A 21388-nucleotide genomic window follows, 5' to 3' on the forward strand; every position below is an offset into this window, starting at 1 on the left:
TTGCGTCCCCTTTCCCGTTTGTCCTGAGCCTGTCGAAGGGCTGTCCTACTTCCTAAAAAGGACGGTGCTTCGACAAGCTCAGGACGAACGGGGAAAAATTGCGGATCAGTGCCCCGCCCCCTTGTGGCCGCTCTCGGCCACGACCGGCGCGTCCGCCCCGACCGAAATTTCCCCACCGCTCTCCGGCTTGTCCATGTCGTCGCCGTTCATATAGGCGAGCGTGATCGACATGCGGCGGTTGCGCGGATCGTAGCGGTCGGCCGGGATATAGGGTTCGCGATCGGCGACGCCCTCGATCCGGTAGAAGCGGCTCTGCGGCACGCCCGCCAGCGCCAGCGCTTGGCGCGTCGCCTCGGCGCGGCCGCTCGACAGCGTCCAGTTGTTGACCGACTGGCCGCGCGTATAAGGCAAAGCATCAGTGTGGCCGCGCAGGATCACCGGATTGGGCGCGGCCTCCACGACCTGGGCAACCTGCTCCATCAGCGTGCGCGCCTCGGGATTGAGCGTGTCCGTGCCGACCGCGAACATCGAGAAATCGGCCTTGTCGACGAGATCGATGCGCAGCCCCTCGCGCGTATCGGTGAAGCGGATATTCTCGGCGAACTTCTTGAGCGCGGGATTCTTCTGGATCTTCTCCATTAGCATCTTGGCGAGCACGCCGAAGCGGCGCTTCTCTTTCATGCGCTCGGCCTCGGACGGGCCGCCGACCGCACTCTTGGGGATCGTCAGGCTCTTGCTGCCGGTCTGCCCGGCGCGGTGCGGATAATTGTCGACCGAGGTGATAGAATCGCCGCCCATCATCCCGTTCGAGCCCGCGCTCTTCTGCTTGAGCTGGATCATCGTCGGGGTGAAATAATCGGCGATTCCCTTGCGCTGCTTCTCGGTCGTCGCGCCGAGAATCCACATCAGCAGGAAGAAGGCCATCATCGCCGTCACGAAATCGGCGTAGGCGACCTTCCAGGCGCCGCCATGATGGCCGCCATGCCCCTCGGCGATGATCTTCTTGACGATGATCGGACGGGGTTCGGGCTCGTTCTTCCCCCTCTTCGCCGGTGCCGCCATGATGAGTATCCCTTACCGTCGTGCTCCGGCGCAGGCCGGAGTCCTGCGTCACGAAGCGGTGCGCTTCCAAGTTCAGGGCTCCGGCCTGCGCCGGAGCACCGGATCACCGACCCCGCATGCCATCGAACACGTCGGCGAAGGCCGGCTGGTTCGAATGGGTGATGCCCGAGCGCGCGGCTTCGATGACCAGCGGCAGCGGATGGCCGTGGAGCGAGGCGACGATGATCTGCTTGACCACCCCGTAGATCGCCGCGTCCGCCTCGATCACCTGCTTGCAGCGGTTCGCGAAGGGTCCGACGATGCCGTAGGCGAGCAGGATGCCCATGAAGGTGCCGACGAGCGCCGAGCCGATCATCGCGCCGAGGATCGAGGGCGGCTTGTCGATCGAGCCCATCGTCTTGACCACGCCGAGCACGGCGGCAACGATGCCCAGGGCCGGCAACGCATCGGCAAGATTCTGCAGCATGTCTGCCGGGCGGATGTCGTCATGGTGGTGCGTCTTCAGCGCATTGTCCATCACGTCCTCCACCGCCATCGGATCCAGCGTGCCCGACGAGATGACGACGAGCCGCAGCGTATCCGTGATCATGTGGATGAGCGTCGAATCCTTCAGCAGCTTGGGATATTCGCCGAAGATCGCCGAGGACTTGGGATCCTCGATATGCGGCTCCAGCGCGACCGGGCCATCAGTGCGCAGCATTTTCATCAGCTTGGAGACGAGGAAGATCGTGTCGAGATAATCCTGCTTCTTGTATTTCGGGCCCTTGAAGACCTTCACGAAGCCGCCGCCGAACTGCTTCAGCTCCTTCATCGAATTGCCCGCGACGATCGCGCCCATCGCCGCACCGCCGATGATGATCATCTCGTGCGGGATGGCCTCCATGACGGGGCCGAGCGAGCCGCCGGTGAAGGCGAAGCCGCCGAACACCATGACCAGGAGGACGACGAGGCCGATACCTGCGAACATAAGAAAAGGCTTCCCCGGGACTGGATCGACCGGAGGCGCACCTGCCCCCGCTGTTTATGATTAACGGCCCGGTTCCCGTGCCTTTATGGTAAAGGCGGATTTAACCACGAATTCAGCCGAGCAGATCGAAGAGCGTGCTCTTGTGCGATTGCGCGAAGATCGTCTGCGCCGCCTGCAGCGCGAGGCTCTTCGCCTGATATTCGCTCACCGCCTGCGTGAGATCGGTATCCTCCAGCGACGACCGCTCGATCTTGAGATCGTCGGTGCCGCTGGTCAGGAGATCCTTGGTATCGTCGAAGCGCTGCGCGCGAAGGCCCTGATCGGTATGCGCTGCGACCGCATGATCATCGGCCGCGTTGACCGTGGCGACGCTGTAGGTGAGCGCCTGCGCCCGCGTCATCACCAGCGGCTCGCAGTCCGCATCGGTCGTGTTGCCGAGGCTATCGGTATAGGGGATGTCGTCGTTGGGGCCGGCTTCCAGCGCTGCGGCGGCGTCGGTCAGGATCTCGGCCATCGAGCGATCGCCATGCTCGGTCGGCACCGTGCCGAAGAGCGTCTTGGCGGACGTCGTCGCGGCGATGCTGCGGCCGGCCGAAACCGGGATTAGGATCGGATCGCCGGTCGGGAACAATGCCTGCCCGTTCGAATCCTTGGTCTGGCTGAGCGCAGTGATCTCGCCGGCGATCGAGCGCAGTTCGGTCGCGATCTGGGCGCGATCGACATTGGCGTTCGTGTCGTTGGCACCGGCGATGACGAGCTCCTTGGCGCGCTGGAGCATCGTCGAAAGGCTGGACAGAGCCGTGTCGGCGGCCTTGGCGATGCCAGCGCCGGTCGTCGTGTTGCGCAGCCAGACCGCATTGTCCGACTGGTTCTGGCGGATGTCGGCGATGCGCGCCGCGGCCTTCGGATCGTCCGATGCGGCGGACAGCCTCTTGTTCGAGGAGATGCTCTGCTGCAGCTTCGAGATGTCGGCGGACAGGGTCGTCTGCCGCTGGATCTCGACGCCGGCGATGTAGCGGGTTGCGCCGATCATGATGCTATCCTCAGAACAAGTCGAGAATGGTCTGGAGCGTTTCGCGCGCCGCCTGGATGACCTTCGCCGAAGCGGAATAGGCCTGCTGGAAGCGCAGCAACTCTGCCGCCTCATTGTCGAGATCGACGCCGGTCGTCTCGTCGAGTGCGGTGTAGGCGGTGTCCTTGCGCGTCGACGCGGCGCTCTCCTGGAGCTTGGCGGAGGAGACCTGCAGCGACTGATCGGTGACCATCGTCTTCCAGCGCTGCTCGAGTCCGTCGGGCCCGCGATTGTCGCCGACAAGCGCCAGTAGATTGCCGTTGGCGGCGCCCGCGACGGGCGGGACCGGCGGATCGAGCGGATCGACCGGGGGTGCTGCGGGATCGGGCGGCGCGACGCCGGCGGCGGCGATGTCGGCGATCCCGAACGGATCGACGAGCTTGATCGAGGCCGCGTCCGTGCCGGCCAGCATGTCCGTGCCGGCGACGCCCGCGTCGGTGAGGCCCGCGGCCTGGAAGCCGTTGAGCAGATCGACAAGGCCGGTGGCCATGCCATCGAGCTGCTGGCGGCGCCCGGCGGTGGTCGCCGCGCCATCGACGAGACCCGCCAGCGCGCCGCCCGTGGGCGTCGCGGCTAGCGTGGTATCGTCCTCGGTCTGGACGGAGATCGAGAGGCGGCCATCGGTCGCGGTCTGCAGCCTGACCTGCGATGCCGAGACCGCCGTATTGGAGAGAAGCAGCGGGCCGCTGACGTCGTTCATGCGGACCGAGACCGAACCATCGGCGGCGAAGGTCGTGTCGATCGCCATCGCGCCCGACAGCGTACCGAGCAGAGCGTCGCGCTGATCCTCGAGCTGCGCGCGCGCGGCCGTCGTGCTGGGCGTGATCCGCAGCGCGAGATTGATCTTGGCCAGATTGTCGAGCGCATCATTGCTCTGACCGACGAGCAGGTTCGCCTGCGTCGAGATCGTGCCCGACAGCTTGGTGAGGTTCGCCGCGGTCGTGTGGAACGCCGTGGTCGCATCGGAGACCGCGCCCAGGAAGGCTTGGCGCAGCCCGGTATCGGCCGGATTGGCTGAAAGCTGCGTCGCGGTCGCGAAGATCGCGGTCAGGCGCGTGCCGAGGCCGGTATCGCTGTCGTTGAGCAAGGATTCGACGGTCGAGAGATATTGGGTGCGCGTGCTGGCGCCGCTCGCGTCGGAATTGCTCGTCCAGGCATTGGACGCCTTATACTGGTCCCATACGCGCTGGACGCCCGTCGCCTGGACGCCGCCGAATGCGCCGGCCGAGCGATTGAGGCTGAACGCGCCGATATAGGTCGATTGCTCCTTGAGCACGACCGAGCGGCGCGAATAGCCCGCCGTATCCGCATTGGTGACATTCTCGCCGATCGTCTGCAGCGCGCCCTGATAGGCGAGTACGCCCGACCGGCCGATCGACAGAAGGTCGCTCATTTCGCGCTATCCTTGGTCGCGTCGCCGCCGGCGGTCGCCGTGCCCGTGACCCGCGCGCCGAACTGCTTCACGAGCAGATCGGCGACGTGCAGCACGCCCTTTTCGGCCATCGTATCGGCGAGCTTGGAGTCGCTCATCGTGCGGAACTGCTCGGTCGCGCTGGAGTCGAAGATCCCTTCGCTCGCGCTCGCGGTGCGCATCGATCCGATCATCTGGCGCAGGAACACCGCCTCGAACTGCTTGGCGACGGCCTTCAGCTTGTCGGTCGGCTGCGCGGGCTGGACCGTCGCCTGCGTCGCGCTCGTGGAGGAGGTGACGGCGTCGGTCATAGCACGATCAGCTCCGCCTTCATCGCGCCCGCCTGCTTCAGCGCCTCGAGGATCGCGACCAGATCGGCCGGCGATGCGCCGATCGCGTTCACCGCCTTGACGATATCGGACAGGCTCGCGCCGGGGGCGAAGCGGAACATCGGGCGCTTCTCCTCGTCCACGGTGATGCCGCTCTTGGGCACGATCGCGGTGCCGCCCTGGCTGAACGCCTCGGGCTGCGAGACCTTGTAATTCTCGTTGACGCGCACGGTCAGCTTGCCGTGGCTGACCGCGGCGGGCGCGATCCGGACCGCACCATTGATCACGACCGTGCCGGTGCGCGCATTGACGATCACGCGCGCGGGCGCATCGGCGGGATCGACGAGCAGATCCTCGATCTGGCCCATCAGCATCGTGCGCGTCTCGGCGCCCGGCGGGGCGACGATCGCGACCGTGGCGGCATCGATCGCGCGTGCGCGGCCGGGGAAACGGGCGTTGATCGAATCCGCGACGCGGGCGACCGTCGTCAGATCGGCCTCGGCGAGGTTGAACAGGACTTCGGGAGTCGTCGCGAAGCCGGCGGCGACTTCGCGCTCCACCGTCGCACCGCCGGGAATGCGGCCGGCGGTCGGCACGTTGACCGTGATCTTCGATCCGTCCGCGGCATCGACGCCCAGCCCGCCGACGGCGAGATTGCCCTGCGCCATCGCATAGATCTGGCCGTCCGCGCCCTGCAGCGGCATCATCAGCAACGTGCCCCCGCGTAGGCTCTTGGCCTTGCCCATCGCCGAGACGGTGATGTCGAGCTTCTGGCCCGGCTTGGCGAAGGCCGGGATGTCGGCGGTGACCATCACCGCGGCCGCATTCTTGAGCGCCGGATTGATGCTCGCGGGCAGCGCCAGGCCGAAGCGCGAAGCGATGCCCTTCATGCCCTGCGTCGCATAATCGAGGCTGTCGTCGCCCGTGCCGGCCAAGCCGACGACGATGCCGTAGCCGGTCAGCTGGTTCGAGCGGAGGCCCTGGAAATTGCCGAGATCCTTGATGCGCTCCGCCTGCGCCGGCGCGAAGGCGGCGAGCGTCGCGGCGGCGAGGATCAGGAGACGGGACAAGCGGAGGGTCATCATCGGTCCTAGAAGGGGCTGACGCGGGAGAAGAAGCGGCCGAGCCAACCCTGGCTGCTGGCGCGCGCGATCTCACCCTTGCCGGTGTAGGTGATGCGGGCATCGGCGACGCGCGTGGAAAGCACGCGATTGTCGAAGCTGATGTCGTTGGGGCGGATGATCCCCGAAATCTGGATCTGCTCGTCGCCGCGATTGAGCGTGAGCTGCTTCTCGCCGCGGATCAGCATCGTGCCGTTCGGATAGACCTGCGCGATCGTGACGCTGATCTCGCCGTTGAGCGAATTGGACTGGGCGGCATTGCCCTTGCCATCGAACTTGCCGCCGCCCGACGTGCCGATGTCCGTGCCCTTGATGAAATCCAGGGGGCCGGTGACGGGCGGGGTCAGGCTGATCGATCCGCTGCGATCGGTGTTGGCGCTGTTGCTCTTCAGCGCCTGCGTCTTCTCGACGAGCAGGATCGTGACGACATCGCCGACCATCGCCGCGCGCGTGCCCGAGGTGAGCGGCGCATAGCCGAACGCGGCGTGGAAGATCGCGCCGTCCGCGACGGGTGCGGCGGCGGGCGGCGAATAGCTCGGCGCATAGCTCGGCTTGTCCTTGGCCTTGGCGAGCCCGAACAGGCCGGCATCGGCCGGCGACGGCAGAGCGAGGATCGCGGCGCCGGCGGCGAGGCCGGCGAGGATGGCGAAGGTGATGCGCATCGCGATCAGAGCTGCTGGTTCGCGGTTTGCAGCATTTCGTCGGTCGCCTTGATGAGCTTGGAATTGACCTCGTAGGCGCGCTGCGTCTCGATCATGTCGACCAGCTCTTCCACGATATTGACGTTCGAGCTTTCCAGCGCGCCGGAGCGGACCGTGCCGCGCCCGTCCGAGCCCGGATCGCCGATCTGCGGCGCACCCGAGGAGGCGGTCTCGACGAGCAGATTGTTGCCGATCGCCTGAAGGCCGTCCTCGTTGGTGAAGCGCGCGATCTGGAGCTTGCCGAGTTCGGTCGCGGCGGTCTGGCCCTGCAACGTCGCCGAGACGGTGCCGTCCGAGCCGACCGTGATCGCGCTTGCGCCGTCGGGGATCTGGATCTGGGGGACGAGCGGCATGCCGTCCGAGGTGACTATATTTCCCTCGGCCGAGCGCTGGAAATTGCCGTCGCGCGTATAAGCGGTCGTGCCGTCGGGCTGGGTGATCTGGAAGAAACCGGCGCCCTCGATCGCGAAATCGAGCGCATTTTCGGTCTGCTGGACCGACCCTTGCGTCGAGATGCGCGAGGTCGCCTTGATCGCGACGCCCGAGCCGAGATTGAGGCCGGTCGCATATTTGTTGTCGGCCGAAGACGGCGCGCCGGGCTGCGTGATCGACTGGTAGGCCAGCGTCTCGAACTGGGCGCGGTCGCGCTTGAAGCCGGTCGTGTTCACGTTCGCCAGGTTGTTGGCGATCACGCGCATGCGCTCGTTCTGCGCATCGAGCCCCGTGCGGGCGACGTGGAGAGCTGCGTTGGTCATCTTTCTCTATCCTTCTGACGCCGGCTCAATCGGGCAGGCGCATGAGATCGGCGGCGGACTTGTCCAGTTCCTGGGCGGTCGAAAGCATCTTCACCTGCGTCTCCCACGATCGGCTCGCATCGATCATGTCGATGAGCGCCGAGGAGGCGTTGACGTTCGATCCTTCCAGGCTTCCACCCGTCACCTTCGCATCGGGATCTGCAGGAAGCGTGCCACCCGAGATTTCGTGGAACAGGCCGTCCAGTCCCTTGGCGATCTGCGAGCCCTTGGGGCTCACCAGCTTGAGCCGATCGACGACCTGCACGTCCTGCGCCTTGCCGCCGACGGGCACGATCGAGACCGTTCCGTCCTTGCCGATCGACAGGCTGTCATAGGGTGGCAGCGTGATCGGCCCGCCCTCGCCCATGACGACCTTGCCGTCGCCGGTGGTCAGCAGGCCGCTGTCGCTCATCTGCAGATCGCCGCGCCGCGTATAGGCCTCCGATCCGTCGGCGGCCTGGACGGTCAGCATCGCATCGCCGTCCACCGCGACGTCGAGGCTGCGGTTGGTCGCCATGACCGCGCCGGCGCTCATGTCCGCGCCCGACACCTCGCCCGACACCGTCGCGCGCGTGTCGAGACCCTTGCCGGAGAGCCACATCGCCTGGGCGTGCGTCACCTCGCCGCGGAAGCCCGCGGTGTTCACGTTGGCGAGATTGTTGCCGATCGTCGCCTGCCGCGACATCGCGCCCCGCATCGCCGCCAGCGATGAATAGATGAGCCGGTCCATGCTCTAGCTCCCCGTGCCCGCCGTCAGGTCCGCAGGTTGATGATCGTCTGGGTCATGTTGTTGCCCGTCTCGATCGCCTTGGCGTTGGCCGAGAAATCGCGCTGCGCCGAGATCAGCGCGACGAGCTCCTCGGTGATGTCGACATTGGCCTGCTCGAGCGCACCCGACTGGATCAGGCCGGCCGAGCCCGAGCCCGCCTCGGAGACGATCGCGTCGCCCGACAGGCCGGTCGATCCCCAGCGCGCATCGCCGAGCTGGCGCAGGCCGTTCGGATTGGCGAAATTGGCGATCATGATCTTGCCGAGCTTGGTCGTCGTGCCGTCCGAGAAGGTCGCCGAGATCAGGCCGTCGGTGCCGACCGAGACGTTGTTGAGCTGGCCCGCGGCCTTGCCGTCCTGGCGGAAGGCGCCGGGGGTGAAAGTGGAGGCGGCCTGGCGCGTCGTCGTGCCGTAGCTCAGGTTGATGCCGATCGGCTCGGATGCGCCCGAGGGCAGGACCGACGAGAATTGCTGCGCGCTGGTCGGCGAGGTCAGCGAGCCGTCCGCGGCGAAGGTCAGCTCCAGCGGAGCGGGCGGATCGGTGACGGCGCTGCCGTCGGCGCTCGCCTGCTGATCGCCGATGAACAGGCGCGCTTCCCACTTGCTCGTCGTATCGGTCGCGGTCGGCGCGGTGACGCGGGTATAATAGAGCGTCGCCTGCTGCGGATTGCCCGCGCTGTCATAGACGGTCGTCGCGCTCGAATAATTGTAGCTCTGCGGATCGTAGCGATCGAACTTATACGGGAAGGTCGCATTGTAGGCGCTGCGGCTGGCCGGCAGATCGGAATCGCTCGGGAAGGTCGCCGAGAGATCGAGCGTCGTCGTCGCCTTCGGCCGGCCGGCGGAGAGCGGCACCTGTAGATTCTGCGAGGACGAGATGCCCGTCGCGGTGACCGCGCCCGACGTATCGACCGGCAGCACCTGGACATAGGCGCCGTTGCTGTCGACCAGGTAGCGGCTCTCGTCGATCGAGAAGGCGCCGTTGCGCGTGAAGCTCAGCTGCGCGCCGGTCTTGGTGACGAAGAAGCCCTGGCCCGAAATGGCGAGATCGAGCGCGCGATCCGAGGTCTGGAAGCCGCCCTGCGTGAACTGCTGGCTGATCGACTTCAGGCGCGTGCCCTGCCCGGCGATATTGCCCGACTGGAGCGGCGAGGCGGAGATCAGATCGCCGAATTCGGCGCGGCTCTTCTTGAAGCCGATCGACGCGACGTTGGCGACGTTGTTCGAGATGACCGCAAGATCGGACTGGGCGCCCTTGAGCCCCGAAAGCGACGTGAAGAAGGACATGGTTTGGCTCCTGGAAGCAGGTTTTCGGGGGAAGGCGGGAGTTTAGGAAACGGCCTGGATGTCGCTCGGCGCGAAGCTGCCCAGCGCCGTGACGAGCTTGGTCGTGCCGCTGACGGGCGACTGGACCGAGGCGATCTCGGTCCAGGCCGCGTTCGTGGCGGTGACGCTGCCCGTACCGGTCGCGGCGGGTGCGGAGACGAGCATCTGGACGGGTCCGGCGACGGCATTGCCGTTGGCATCCTTGCCGTCCCAGCTCCAGTTGACCGCGCCGGCATCGTGCGCGCCGAGATCGGACTGGTGGACGATCTGGCCGCTCGAATCGAGCAAGGTGAGCTTCACGTCGCTCGCCGCATCCGGCAGCGTGATCTCGCCCGCAAAGGCGCCGTTCGAGGCGGCGGCGGCGATATCGGATTGCACGAGCGCGGCATGTCCGACCCAGTTGGACGCGCTGCCGAAGCGGCTGGCGGCGATATTGTCCGCCATCGACGACAGCGTCGTGTTCATCTGGGTCGTGCCGGCGACCTGGCTGAAGGTCGCCATCTGCTGGACCATCTGGTTGTTGTCCATCGGCGCGGTCGGGTCCTGCATCGTCATCTGCGTCGTGAGCAGCTTGAGGAAGCCGGCCTGGTCGATCGTGCTGTTCGACTTGGTCGCCGTCGTGGACGCGGACGCGCTGTTCGAGAGCGAATCCAGATAGCTGTTACCGGTGGATATGGTCATTTTTCGAGCCTCAGCGTGTCGAGGGTCAGCGACTTGGAGGTCTGCAGAACCTGGACGTTGTTTTGATATTGGCGGGCGGTTTCCATCATCTCGACGAGCTCGGCGGCGCTATCGACGCCCGCCTCCCAGACATTGCCGTCCTTGTCGGCGAGCGGATTGCCCGGATCGTGGCGCTGGGTGGGCTCGGTCTGGCTGGCGACGACCTGCGTGACGCCGACCGTGGCGGTGCCGGCCTGCCCGCCGATCGTTTTGAAGACCGGCTTCAGCGCGCGGAACGCATCGGCCTTGTTGGTCGAGACCGAATTGGCGTTGGCGAGGTTCGACGCGGCGGTCGACAGCCGCACGAGCTGCGCCGACATGGCGCGGCCCGAAATGTCGAACACGGAAAGATTGTTCGCCATCTCTTATTCTCCCCGCAGCGCGGTCATGACCGTGCCGATGCGCCCCTGCAGGAAGGAGAGCGTCGCACGATATTGGACGGCATTTTCGGCGAAGAGCGTCTGCTCGGTCGACAGCTCGACGGTGTTGCCGTCGAGGCTCGCCTGGAGCGGCACGCGATAGCCGGTCGAATCCTCGATCGCGCCGTCGACATTCGTGCCGGTGTCCTGCGCGGTGCTCGCCGCGGCGAGCGCCTTCTGGAAATCGAAATCCTTCGCCTTGTAATTGGGCGTCGCGGCGTTCGCGATGTTGGAGGCCAGCATCGCCATGCGTTGCGAGCGGAGCGCCAGCGCGTTTCCGTGAACGCCGAAGAGCGGATCGTCAGCCATCTTTGTCCCTTCTTGTCGCTAAAGACCGGCGCCAACCGGTCGTGAACAGTCATGGCCACAGGGCCCTCGCAGACCTCGTTGCAAACGGCGTGCCAGTTGCGCGCCGGACGCCTCGTGCCGGCTGAAACGGGGGTTTCGGAGGCCTGCCGGCAAGTTTTTGCCGGTGCCGGCAGATTTTTGCCGGGTGGATTCGGGCGGGACGGTGGATGGGCGGTGCGTTGACTATTCTCGCCTGGTTCGATCCCCAGGCGTTCGCTCTCGTCGTCGGTGGATCCTTGCTCGTCGGCTGCCTGCGCGCGACGCGCAGCGAGATTGCGGGCGCGTTCGCCGCATTCGGCCCGCTGCTGCGCGCGAATCCCGAGGCCGATGCCGACGCCGCGCGCCGCGCCGTCAGCCGCGCGCACGCCATCGCCGAGACCAAGAGCATCGTCTGCGTCGATCGCATCGCCACGACCGGGCGCTTCCTCGCCGAGGCGGTGCGCCGGCTTTCGGACGCGCGTTCCAGCGTCGAGTTCGCGATCTGGGCGGACGAGGCGCTCGATGCGCGCCGCCGCCGCCATGCCGGCGTCGCGGCCTTCTGGCGCGCGATCGCCGACACCGCGCCGGCGATGGGCATGATCGCGACCGTGCTCGGCCTGATCAGCATGTTCCGCCAGATGGAGGACGCCTCCAAGATCGGCGCGCCGATGGCGAGCGCGCTCGTCGCGACCCTGCTGGGGCTCGTCGTCTCGAACATCTTCGCCGGGCCGATCGCGGACCGGCTCGAGCGTCTGTCGGCGGCCGAGCTCGCCTGGCAGGAGCGGACCTTCGCGCATTTCAAGACGATCGCGCGCGCCGAGCTGGATCAGGCGATCGGCCTGCAGCGCAGCCTCGCGCGCAGCCTCGCCCGATGAGAAGCGGGTCATGAAGGCGATCAGCGCGCGCTGGGCGGTCAGCTTCGCCGATCTGTGCCTGCTGCTGCTCGGATTCCTGATCCTCGCGCAGGCAAAGCCCGACCGCGCCAAGCTCGCCGCGGGCATGCCAGATGCGCCGAGCGCGCCGCCGCCCGAGGCCGCGCAACTGATCGCGGGCCGCCTGTTCGAGCCCGGCGAGGCGCTGCTGACACAAGCCGGCCGCGCGCAGATTGCCGCCTTTGCGGCGCGCGCCGGCACCGGCAGCAAGGGTGCGCGCATTCGTCTCGAAAGCCTCGGCGCGGATCGTGCGACGAGCCGGCTCGACGCATGGGAGCTCGCCGCCGCGCGCGCCGCCGCCGTCGCCCGCGCGCTCGTGTCCGACGGCATCGGCGAGGAGCGGATCCTGCTTGCGATCGACCGCACCGAAGGCCGGCCTCAGCGTCTGTCGCTCGTCGCAGAATAGATCCGGACCGCTCACCCTGAGGAGGGGACTGAGCGAAGCGCAGCGGAGACGAAGGCATCTCGAAGGACCTGCATCGTCATACCCGACCTTCGAGACGCCACTTCGGCAGGCTCAGCGGCCCCTCAAGATGAGCGGTGGCGACAGGATGAGTGCAGGAGACAGCCGCAATTGGCACACATCATGCTTGGTGCGTAAGCATGAGATCCATTTTCCCCCTCCTGCCGCTGCTGGCGATCGCCACGCCGGCTGCCGCTGCGCCCTTCCAGAATCTGGAGGCGCTGGAATCGCGGCTTATCAACGCGCTCGGTGCCGGCGTCGGCGAGCCCGGCGGACTGGCCACGCCGATCGATCGGCGGATGAAGCTCGCCACCTGCCCCCAGCCGGTGACGATCGATCCGCCGGTGATGGGTGCGGTCGCGCTGCGCTGCCCGGCGATCGGCTGGCGGATCCGCGTGCCGCTCCAGCGCCTGCAGGGCGCAGCCCCGGCCTCCTATAGCGCTCGCGCGCAGGGAGCGGGCGGCTATGCCGCGATGGCGCAGCCGGCGGCCGCGAAAGCGGCGCCGGTCGTACGGCGCGGCGATCCCGTCGATCTCATCGCCGAGACGGGCGGCTTCAGCGTCAGCGTGACCGCGACGGCGCAGGAAGATGGCGCACCGGGGTCGCGAATTCGGGTGAAAACCGATAAGGGCGATCATCCGCAGGGCCAGATATTGTTCGCCGAGGTGATCGATGCGGGCCGCGTGCGATTACCAGGATTTAACTGATTGAACTCGGTGCCGTTATCTCGATCGTGGAACGGAGCGATCGGGCTAGTGCGATGCGAAAGGACGTGATGATGATTTCCGCGATCGGCCCCACGGGTACGCAGCGTATGGCGGACATGATCCGCACCAACGGCGCCAAGCCGAACGTCGCCACCGCGCAGGCGGCCGCGACCGGTGAAACCGTGCCCTCGACGCCCGCCGCTCTGCTCGCCGCCGAGGGCGCGCCGATCGACAGCGACAAGGTCGCCTCGATCAAGGCCGCGCTCGCCGCGGGCACCTATGCGATCAACCCGCGCGCGATCGCGGACCGGATGATCGCGCTCGACCTGCCCGGCACCGCACGGTGACCACCGCCGCCGCGCTCGAAGGCCTGATGGAACGCGAGGAGGCGCTCGTCGCCGCTCTCGACGCGAACGACGTCGGCGGGATCGAGCGCGCGACCTCCGCCATCGGCCAGACGCTGACAGCGATCGTCGCCACTGCCGGCTGGCACGAGAGCCACGCGCTTGGCGAACGCGTCACGCAGGCGCTCCGCCTCGCCGAAGCCGCCGGCGGCCGCATCCATTATCTGGCCGATGCCAATCGTCGCCGGATCGATCGTCTGGTCTCGCTCGCCGGCCAGCCCCGCGCCGAAGCCTATGCGCGCTCGGGGCGCCACGCCTGAGCTGACCGGCAAAAGCCTGCCGGCAAGATGTTGCCGGTCCCGATTTCCTCGACTTCACCGTTATGCTGAACGTGTTTCAGCAGCCATGAACCGCCACCGGCCCCACACGGCACGGTGGCGTTTTTCGTTTTGGGCGCGGCCGCGAAACGCGTTCGGATTGACGACCCCACCCCGCCCGATCACGCCCAAACTGGCACGGCCCTTGCTTCGAGTGAGCGAACGCAAGAGGAATCGAATGGCCACGCAGGCGATCAACAAACGGCTATGGTTGGGCACCGCAAAGGGCGCGATCCTTCCATTAGCCACGCTCATGCTCGTCGGACTGATGATCGTGCCGGTGCCGAGCCTCGTGCTCGACATGGGCTTCATCGCCAACATCATGATCAGCCTGGCGGTGCTGATGGTAGCGCTGAACGCGGAGAAGCCGCTCGACTTCTCGGCTTTCCCGACCGTACTCCTCTTCACGACTTTGTTGCGCCTCGCGCTCAACGTCGCCTCGACGCGCGTCGTGCTGGTCAACGGGCACACCGGTGCCGCCGCCGCGGGCCATGTCATCGAGGCGTTCGGTGAATTCCTGATCGGCGGCGATTATGCCGTCGGCCTGTTCGTGTTCGGCATCCTGATGATCATCAACATGGTCGTCATCACCAAGGGCGCCGGCCGCGTCTCCGAAGTCTCGGCGCGCTTCACGCTCGATGCCTTGCCCGGCAAGCAGATGGCGATCGACGCCGATCTCAATGCCGGCTTGGTCACGCCCGAAGAAGCCAAGCTGCGTCGCCAGGAAGTCGCGACCGAAGCCGATTTCTACGGTTCGATGGACGGTGCCTCCAAGTTCGTGAAGGGCGATGCCGTCGCCGGCGTGCTGATCCTCGCGATCAACATCCTCGGCGGCCTCGTCCTCGGCGTCGTCAATCACAAGATGGCGATCGGCCAGGCCGCCTCGACCTATATCCAGCTCGCGATCGGCGACGCGCTCGTCGCGCAGATCCCCGCGCTCCTGCTCTCGATCGCCGCCGCCGCGATCGTCACGCGCGTCTCCTCGCCGCTCGACCTTTCCAACCAGATCGTCAGCCAGTTCGGCTCGGCCAAGGCCTGGACGCCGGTCGCCGGCATCCTCGGCTTTCTCGGCATCCTGCCGGGCATGCCGCATCTGATCATGATGCCCGCCGCCGGCCTCGCCGGGTTCATCGCCTGGAAGCTGAAGGACGCCCCCCCGCTCCGCCCCGTCGCCGGCGCACCCGATACCGCGGCCGAGGCCGCCGCCCCGGTCAACCCGTCGCAGATCGGCTGGGACGAGGTCTCCGACGGCGCAGCGCTCAGCCTGGAGCTCGGCTATGGCCTCATCGGCCTCGTCGACGAGCGCAAGGGCGCCCCGCTCATGGCGCGCATCACCGGCATCCGCCGCCAGCTCAGCCGCGAACTCGGCTTCGTCGTGCCGCTCGTGCGCGTCCGCGACAATCTGTCGCTCGGGCCGAACAATTACCGGATCAGCGTCGCCGGCGTCGTCGTCGGCGAGGACGAATGCTGGCCGGACGATCTGCTCGCGCTCGACAGCGGCGATCTGCAGGGCATGGTCGAAGGCCGTGCGGTCAAGGATCCGAGCTTCGGGCTCGACGCGATCTGGATCCGCCCCGAGCAGCGCGGCGCCGCCGTCGTCGCGGGCTATACGGTCGTCGACGGCTCCACCGTCATCGCCACGCACCTCAACCAGCTCGTCGCGCACGCCGCCTCCGATCTGTTCGGCATGGACGAGATGCAGAAGCTGCTCGATGCGCTCAAGGAAAGCGCGCCCCAGTTGGTCGCGGGCCTCACCCCCAATCCGCTCAGCCTCTCGCAGCTCGCGGGCGTCAGCCGCTCGCTCCTGTCCGAAGGCGTGCCGCTCAAGGATTTCCGCCGCATCGCCGAGGCGATCGTCGACAGCGCCCGCGAGACGACCGACGCGATCGCGATCGTCGAGCAGGTCCGCAGCCGGATCGGCGCGCTGATCGTCCAGACTGTGGTGCCGGTGCGCATGCCGCTGCCCGTTATCACGCTGGATGCCGAGCTGGAGGGCCTGCTCGCCAATGCGGTGCGCGTCGGCGGCAATGCCCACCATCCGTTCGAGCCCGCGCTTTCCGCGCGCATCGTCGGCGCGGTGACCCAGGCCGCCGCCCCGCTCGTCAACACCGCGTCGCGCTTCGCGATCGTCACCTCGCCGCTCGCGCGCCGTGCGCTGGCCCGCCTGCTGAAACCCCATCTACCGGAGACGCCGGTGCTGAGCTTCCTCGAAATCCCCGACGGCAAGCCCGTCGAAGTCGTCGCCATCGTCGGCTCCAACGGAGCCCATAATGCGCTGACGCAACAGCCGGAGATGGCACGATGAGCCTCGCCGCTCGCATGGACGAGCCGATCGTCACGACCTATCAGCGCCGCCCGGCCAAGACCGATGCGGGCCAGCTCGCGCGCAGCCACATGCCGCTCGTCCGCAAGATCGCCTGGCACGTCCATGGCCGCGTCAGCAGCGCGATCGATATCGAGGATCTCGTCCAGATCGGCATGGTCGCGCTCGTGGAAGCCGCCAACGGCTATGAGGATCGCGGCCACGCTTTCTCGACCTATGCGTCGATGCGGATTCGCGGCGCGATGATCGATCATCTGCGCCGCCACGCGACGATCTGCCGATCGGCGATGGCCAAGCGCAAGGAACTGGGCAAGCAGACCGCCGCGCTGGAATCGCAGCTCGGACGGATGCCGACCGAGGCCGAGCTGGCGACGGCGATGGGCCTGAGCCCGTCCGAATATCGCGAGCTGGCCGATAGTGTGATCCAAGTGCGCCAGGAATCGCTCGACGAGGTCTATTCGGACCAGTCGATGTGGTTCGCCAATGTCGAGGAACGCGCTGACGATGCGCTGGAGCGCGAGCAGCTCGGCCAAATGCTCGCCGCGCATATTTCCGAACTGCCCGAGCGCGAGGCGCTCGTTCTCCAGCTCTATTTCGTCGAGGAGATGAATCTCGACGAGATCGGCCAGGTGCTCAATGTCGGCGCCGCGCGCATCTGCCAGATCAAGAAGGCCGCGCTCGACAAATTGCGCAATGCGCTGTCCGATCGGGACGACGACTGAGGCGGTCTCCGCCCGATACGAAATCGGCCGACCGGTAGATACCGGCCGGCCGAGGCGGGGACGACAAGGGCGCGTCGTCCCGATGCCGTCCGCGTCCGGCCGGAGCCGGGGGCGGAGGCTTGATCGATCAGCGGACCGCCGCGACCGTGCTGCCCTGCGTGGCGGCGAGGCGCTGGTCGAGCTGGTGCTTCGCATCGCGGACCGCGACGCTGTAGCAGTTGAGATATTCGACCGGCGAGCGCGTGTTGCTCACATTCTTGCCGTCGCAGACGTCGCTCGCCGCGAAGCGGACGCGCTGATCCAGCTGCGCGCGGCCCTTCTCGGTCGAGAGATCGAGATCGCCGAAGCGGACCTGCTTCTGCATCGTAACCTTCGACTGGGCAGCGGGCGACACGATCGTCGTGGATTCCGCCAGCGCGGCGCCGCTAAGCAGGCAAGTCGCCGCCAGACCCAGCGCGCTTTTGGCGATCGCCGAGCCAAAGCTCTTCGTGGTGGACATAGGTTTTCCTTCTCTCCTGCGCGCCTGACATGTTTCTGTCATGACACATTCATTTTGATGCACTGCAGCAACTTCATGTTGCACTGCGATGGCAGACATCCGATCTTGGGAATAGACGGCAAAGTCTGTCGTCTATACTTAGGCCGACTGAAGTTGTTCCACAAGCGAGCCGATTACAGGCCGCGCAGAATGGCGCAAAAATGCGCTCCCGCCCGGATCGGCGGGTGGGATTCAATACGGAAGGCGGATCCGACTAGCGGTCGAGCCGGCGTCCGAGCGCAACGAAGCCGGTTATCAGCCATGGCACGAGGATGATCGAGAGCACCACTTTCGTCAGCATCTGCCCGGCCATCAGCCCCATGATCGGCCGTTCGCCGTAAAAAGAGATGCTGATGAACAGGACGGTGTCGACGATCTGGCTGACGACGCTGGCGATCATGCCGCGCAGCCAGACGAGCTTGCCCTCCCCTTCCGCGCGCTTGAGCTTCGAGAAGATCAGCACGTTGAGCGTCTGGGAGGTGCCGTAGGAGATCAGCCCGGCGAGCATCATCCGCGCGCCCTGGCCGACGACGATCGGGAAAGCGTCGATCGCTGGCGGATACATGCCGCTGTCGGTCGGCAGCGCGAGCACGATCTGGATGAGCAGCGCCGAGACGATCAATGGCAGGAAGCCCCAGCGCACGATCGCGTCGGCCGTCTTGCGTCCGTGCAGCTCGGCGACCGCGCTGCCCATCGCGACGAGCAGCAGGAAGGCGAAGATCCCCGCCTCCACCGCGAGCGGCCCGAGCGTGACCTGCTTCACGCCCAGGACCCCGGCGATGACGACCATGCCGCCATAGAGAAGCGAGAAGACGAAAAGCGAGCGGCAGAGGAGCGGGGATTGGGCTGGGGTCATCGCGCGAAACCTAGCGGCTGACCCGAAGCTGTCACGCGGAAAAGCGGGTGCCCTACTAAGCCCCTCTCCCGCTTTCGCGGGAGAGGGTTGGGTGAGGGTCTTCTTTTTGGGCGCCACCCATCACCGAAAAAGAAGACCTCACCCTCCCACCGCCAAAGCGGCAGGCCCTCCCTCTCCCGCGAAAGCGGGAGAGGGATTTCTCAGGGCGCGACCGGCTCGGGCCGGGCTTCGGCCAGAAACAGCGAGAACATGCCGTCGGCATCGGGCCATTCGCGGATCGGCGTCCAGCCGCCCGCCGCGAGCAAGGCGCGCGCGCTGCGCGGATCATATTTGTGGCTGTTCTCGGTGTGGATCGTATCGCCGGCCTGCATCGCGAAGCGCCGCCCCGCGATCGTGAAGGACAGGTCCGCGCTCGCCACCAGATGCATCTCGATCCGCGCCCAAAGATCGTTCCAGCGCGCCTGGTGGCGAAAGAGATCAACGGGCACGTCCGCGCCCAACTCGCGATTGATCCGGCGCAGCAGGTTCAGGTTGAATTCGGCGGTAACGCCCGCTGCATCGTCATAAGCGGGGACGAGCACGTTCTCGCTCTTCACCCGATCCATCCCGATCAGCAGCATCGCGCCGAGCCCGAGCGTCTCGATCATGCCGCGCAGCAGATCGACCGCGCTGCGCGGCACGAGATTGCCGATCGTCGAGCCCGGGAAGAAGCCGAGCTTGGGCGCATCCGCGATTTCGGCGGGCAGGGCCACCGTCTGCATGAAATTGGCCTCGACCGGGAAGATCGGCAAACCGGGAAAGGCCTGGCCGAGCCCGGCCGCGCTCTCACGCAGGAAATCGCCCGAAATATCGATCGGCACATAAGCCGAGGGCGCGATCGCGCGCAGCAGATGCGGCGTCTTGACGCTCGATCCCGATCCGAACTCGACCACGGCGCGGCCCGCCCCCGCGATTTCGCCGACTTCGGGGCTGTGCCTTTCGAGCAGCCCCGTCTCGACGCGCGTCGGATAATATTCTGGCAGATCGGTGATCTGTTCGAACAGCTCCGAACCGCGATGATCGTAGAACCAGCGCGCCGGAATCGCCTTCGGGCTCTGCGCGAGGCCGGCGAGCACGTCCGACAGGAAGGCCGGATCGGCCGGCGGCGCATCGCCGTGCGTCTCGTCATCGAGCAGCAGCATCTAGAGATCCTTGGCGAGGCGCACGGCGGTGAACTGCCAGCGCTGATGGGGGTAGAAGAAGTTGCGGTAGCTGGCCCGGCTATGGCCGCGCGGCGTCGCGCAGCTCGCGCCCTTCAGCACCGCCTGCCCGCTCATGAACTTGCCATTATATTCGCCGACCGCGCCCTCGGCGGTCTTGAAGCCCGGATAGGGAAGGAAGGCGCTCGACGTCCATTGCCAGCCATCGCCGAACATCTGGCCGACGCTGCCCGACCGGCTTGCCGCGCGCGGCCGGACCGGGCCGGCCCCGTCCAGCTGGTTGCCCGCCGCGGAATCGAGCCCGGCGGCGGCGACTTCCCATTCGGGCTCGGTCGGCAGCCGCGCGCCCGCCCAGCGCGCATAAGCATCCGCCTCGTAATGCGAGACGTGCGTGACCGCGGCGGCCGGATGCAGCGGGTGCAGCCCGTCCAGCCCGAACTGAAGCCAGCCCCCCTCCCCGTCGCGCCGCCAGTAGAGCGGCGCCTCGACGCGGTTCGCCTTCACCCACGCCCAGCCGTCGGCGAGCCAGTGATCGGCGCGCGCATAGCCGCCATCGGCCATGAACTCTTTCCACTCGGCGTTGGTGACGAGCCGGTCGGCGAGCGCATGCGGGTGCAGCAGCACCGCGTGGCGCGGACCTTCGCAATCGAAGCCGAAGCCCGTGCCGTCATGCCCGATCTCGGCCAGCCCCTCGCGGCCCTCGATCCAGCCGATCGGCCCGGCCACGGGCGCGGGCGTCGGGCGGGGACGCGACCACACCGCCGGCGCGAGCGGATTTTCGGCGAAGCTGGCGAGCAGATCGGTCAGCAGCAATTCCTGATGCTGCTGTTCATGCTGGATGCCGAGCTCGATCAGATCGCGCGCCGCCTGCGGCAGCGTATCGAGCGCGCGGGCGACCTGATGATCGACCGCGTTGCGCCACGCGACGATCTCGGCGAGCGAGGGCCGGCTGAGCATGCCGCGATGCGCGCGCGAATGACGCTCGCCCTCGGCCTCGTAATAGCTGTTGAACAAGTAGGCGAAGCGCGGATCGAAGGGCGCGTGGCCGGCGACATGATCCCGCAGCACAAACGTCTCGAGAAACCAGGTCGTGTGCGCGAGATGCCATTTGGCGGGCGACGCATCGGGATGCGGCTGGATCGTCGCGTCGGCATCCGACAGCGCGGCGACGAGGTCGAGGCTCAGCCGGCGGGTCGCCCACAGGCGCGCAGCCAGATCTTCCCCGCCCGTAAGGGACTCAGCACGTGCCGCCATGATCCGGAACTCCTCCCCCGGGGAAGCAGAACATAGGGAGGCCGAAAAAGTTTCGCCACCCGTCCGGTGATCGTCAGCCCCGGCTCTTGCCCGGCACCCACAGCACTTCGCCGCCGCCCGCATTCGCCACGAGCCGCGCGAGCACGAACAGATGATCCGACAGGCGATTGATATAGGCCAGAGCCTGCGGATTGAGCGTCGCCGCCTGCGACGCCGCAACCGCCGATCGTTCGGCGCGTCGCGTGATCGCGCGCGCGAGATGCAGCGCCGCCACCGCGCTTGAGCCGCTCGGCAAGATGAACGAACGCAGCGGCTCCAGCGCCTCATTCATCCGATCGATCTCATGCTCGAGCCGCTCCACCTGATGCGCGGTGATGCGGAGCGTCATCTCGTCGGGCGTGAAATCCTCGCCCGGCGTCGCGAGATCGGCGCCGAGATCGAACATCTCGTTCTGGATCAGGCCAAGCATCTCGGCCTCGGGGCCGTCGCCCAGAGCGGCGATGGCGAGCCCGATCGCGCTGTTCGCCTCGTCCACGTCGCCGATCGCGGCCATCCGCGCATCCGCCTTCGACACGCGCGATCCGTCGACGAGCCCGGTCGTCCCCGCATCGCCGGTGCGCGTGTAGATCTTGTTGAGCTTCACCATCGCTGGCGAG

General features: G+C 67.0%; 25 protein-coding genes. 7 read left to right on the forward strand and 18 right to left on the reverse strand.

The genetic code is table 11. The features are described 5' to 3' along the window. Positions 1-105 precede the first annotated feature (105 nt). The 13 genes from Q4F19_RS19395 to flgB form a co-directional block, all read right to left on the reverse strand. The gene (locus tag Q4F19_RS19395) at positions 106-1062 is read right to left on the reverse strand and encodes a flagellar motor protein MotB (protein ID WP_303546200.1); all 957 of its coding nucleotides are present in this window, start codon (positions 1060-1062) and stop codon (positions 106-108) included. A 103-nt stretch (positions 1063-1165) separates the two neighbouring features. Further along, complete coding sequence (gene motA, locus Q4F19_RS19400; protein ID WP_303546201.1) at positions 1166-2029, reverse strand: flagellar motor stator protein MotA; 864 nt, start codon at positions 2027-2029, stop codon at positions 1166-1168. A gap of 112 nt (positions 2030-2141) precedes the next feature. Further along, on the reverse strand, positions 2142-3062 hold the full coding sequence (locus tag Q4F19_RS19405; protein WP_303546202.1) for a flagellin N-terminal helical domain-containing protein: 921 nt from the start codon (positions 3060-3062) through the stop codon (positions 2142-2144). Between the two features lie 10 nt (positions 3063-3072). Then, positions 3073-4494: a flagellar hook-associated protein FlgK gene (gene flgK / locus Q4F19_RS19410; protein ID WP_303546205.1), complete on the reverse strand. Its 1422-nt coding sequence runs from the start codon at positions 4492-4494 to the stop codon at positions 3073-3075. After that, positions 4491-4823, reverse strand: coding sequence for a rod-binding protein (locus tag Q4F19_RS19415; protein ID WP_303546207.1), 333 nt, complete (start codon positions 4821-4823; stop codon positions 4491-4493). The genes flgK and Q4F19_RS19415 overlap by 4 nt, the downstream gene beginning before the upstream one ends. Next, a complete protein-coding gene (locus Q4F19_RS19420; RefSeq protein ID WP_431312439.1) occupies positions 4820-5911 on the reverse strand; it encodes a flagellar basal body P-ring protein FlgI in 1092 nt (363 codons plus the stop codon). The genes Q4F19_RS19415 and Q4F19_RS19420 overlap by 4 nt, the downstream gene beginning before the upstream one ends. Before the next feature lie 20 nt (positions 5912-5931). Further along, on the reverse strand, positions 5932-6624 hold the full coding sequence (locus Q4F19_RS19425; RefSeq protein WP_303546210.1) for a flagellar basal body L-ring protein FlgH: 693 nt from the start codon (positions 6622-6624) through the stop codon (positions 5932-5934). Positions 6625-6629: 5 nt separating this feature from the next. Continuing rightward, positions 6630-7418, reverse strand: coding sequence for a flagellar basal-body rod protein FlgG (gene flgG / locus Q4F19_RS19430; RefSeq protein ID WP_303546212.1), 789 nt, complete (start codon positions 7416-7418; stop codon positions 6630-6632). 25 nt (positions 7419-7443) lie between these two features. Next, positions 7444-8187, reverse strand: coding sequence for a flagellar basal-body rod protein FlgF (gene flgF / locus Q4F19_RS19435; protein WP_303546214.1), 744 nt, complete (start codon positions 8185-8187; stop codon positions 7444-7446). Between the two features lie 23 nt (positions 8188-8210). Further along, positions 8211-9512 carry a flagellar hook protein FlgE gene (locus Q4F19_RS19440; protein ID WP_303546216.1) on the reverse strand — a complete coding sequence of 434 codons (1302 nt, stop codon included), beginning with the start codon at positions 9510-9512 and terminating at the stop codon, positions 8211-8213. A gap of 42 nt (positions 9513-9554) precedes the next feature. Beyond that, positions 9555-10232, reverse strand: a complete 678-nt coding sequence (locus Q4F19_RS19445) for a flagellar hook assembly protein FlgD (protein WP_303546218.1) — start codon at positions 10230-10232, stop codon at positions 9555-9557. Beyond that, a complete protein-coding gene (gene flgC, locus Q4F19_RS19450) occupies positions 10229-10633 on the reverse strand; it encodes a flagellar basal body rod protein FlgC (protein ID WP_303546220.1) in 405 nt (134 codons plus the stop codon). Before flgC ends, Q4F19_RS19445 begins: the two co-directional genes overlap by 4 nt. 3 nt (positions 10634-10636) lie before the next feature. Further along, positions 10637-10999, reverse strand: coding sequence for a flagellar basal body rod protein FlgB (gene flgB, locus Q4F19_RS19455; protein WP_303546222.1), 363 nt, complete (start codon positions 10997-10999; stop codon positions 10637-10639). A gap of 218 nt (positions 11000-11217) precedes the next feature. Between flgB and Q4F19_RS19460 the strand changes: the two genes are divergently transcribed. The 7 genes from Q4F19_RS19460 to Q4F19_RS19490 all read left to right on the forward strand — a co-directional run bounded on the left by Q4F19_RS19460 (position 11218) and on the right by Q4F19_RS19490 (position 16885). Continuing rightward, entirely contained in the window at positions 11218-11892 is a 675-nt protein-coding gene (locus tag Q4F19_RS19460) for a motility protein A (RefSeq protein ID WP_303546224.1), read from the forward strand. A gap of 10 nt (positions 11893-11902) precedes the next feature. After that, entirely contained in the window at positions 11903-12355 is a 453-nt protein-coding gene (locus Q4F19_RS19465) for an OmpA family protein (RefSeq protein ID WP_303546226.1), read from the forward strand. A 197-nt stretch (positions 12356-12552) separates the two neighbouring features. Beyond that, positions 12553-13119 carry a flagella basal body P-ring formation protein FlgA gene (locus Q4F19_RS19470; protein WP_303546228.1) on the forward strand — a complete coding sequence of 189 codons (567 nt, stop codon included), beginning with the start codon at positions 12553-12555 and terminating at the stop codon, positions 13117-13119. 68 nt (positions 13120-13187) lie between these two features. Then, the gene (gene flgM / locus Q4F19_RS19475) at positions 13188-13466 is read left to right on the forward strand and encodes a flagellar biosynthesis anti-sigma factor FlgM (RefSeq protein ID WP_431312440.1); all 279 of its coding nucleotides are present in this window, start codon (positions 13188-13190) and stop codon (positions 13464-13466) included. After that, positions 13463-13783: a hypothetical protein gene (locus Q4F19_RS19480; protein ID WP_303546229.1), complete on the forward strand. Its 321-nt coding sequence runs from the start codon at positions 13463-13465 to the stop codon at positions 13781-13783. The genes flgM and Q4F19_RS19480 overlap by 4 nt, the downstream gene beginning before the upstream one ends. Positions 13784-14018: 235 nt before the next feature. After that, the gene (gene flhA / locus Q4F19_RS19485) at positions 14019-16145 is read left to right on the forward strand and encodes a flagellar biosynthesis protein FlhA (RefSeq protein ID WP_303546231.1); all 2127 of its coding nucleotides are present in this window, start codon (positions 14019-14021) and stop codon (positions 16143-16145) included. A gap of 14 nt (positions 16146-16159) precedes the next feature. Then, the gene (locus Q4F19_RS19490; protein ID WP_303546458.1) at positions 16160-16885 is read left to right on the forward strand and encodes a sigma-70 family RNA polymerase sigma factor; all 726 of its coding nucleotides are present in this window, start codon (positions 16160-16162) and stop codon (positions 16883-16885) included. A gap of 127 nt (positions 16886-17012) precedes the next feature. Here Q4F19_RS19490 and Q4F19_RS19495 read toward each other — a convergent pair whose 3' ends face one another. From Q4F19_RS19495 to Q4F19_RS19515, 5 genes are all read right to left on the reverse strand, one after another. Next, positions 17013-17384 carry a UrcA family protein gene (locus tag Q4F19_RS19495; RefSeq protein ID WP_303546232.1) on the reverse strand — a complete coding sequence of 124 codons (372 nt, stop codon included), beginning with the start codon at positions 17382-17384 and terminating at the stop codon, positions 17013-17015. A 253-nt stretch (positions 17385-17637) separates the two neighbouring features. After that, a complete protein-coding gene (locus Q4F19_RS19500) occupies positions 17638-18279 on the reverse strand; it encodes a queuosine precursor transporter (RefSeq protein WP_303546233.1) in 642 nt (213 codons plus the stop codon). Between the two features lie 200 nt (positions 18280-18479). Further along, a complete protein-coding gene (gene egtD, locus Q4F19_RS19505; RefSeq protein WP_303546235.1) occupies positions 18480-19460 on the reverse strand; it encodes an L-histidine N(alpha)-methyltransferase in 981 nt (326 codons plus the stop codon). Then, positions 19461-20732: an ergothioneine biosynthesis protein EgtB gene (gene egtB / locus Q4F19_RS19510; protein ID WP_303546237.1), complete on the reverse strand. Its 1272-nt coding sequence runs from the start codon at positions 20730-20732 to the stop codon at positions 19461-19463. It abuts the gene before it with no gap. A gap of 73 nt (positions 20733-20805) precedes the next feature. Continuing rightward, positions 20806-21378, reverse strand: a complete 573-nt coding sequence (locus Q4F19_RS19515) for a cob(I)yrinic acid a,c-diamide adenosyltransferase (RefSeq protein ID WP_303546239.1) — start codon at positions 21376-21378, stop codon at positions 20806-20808. Between the last annotated feature and the right edge of the window lie 10 nt (positions 21379-21388).

Origin of the sequence: Sphingomonas natans, from assembly GCF_030546695.1 — a bacterium.
Classification (GTDB): Bacteria; Pseudomonadota; Alphaproteobacteria; order Sphingomonadales; family Sphingomonadaceae; genus Sphingomonas_I; species Sphingomonas_I natans.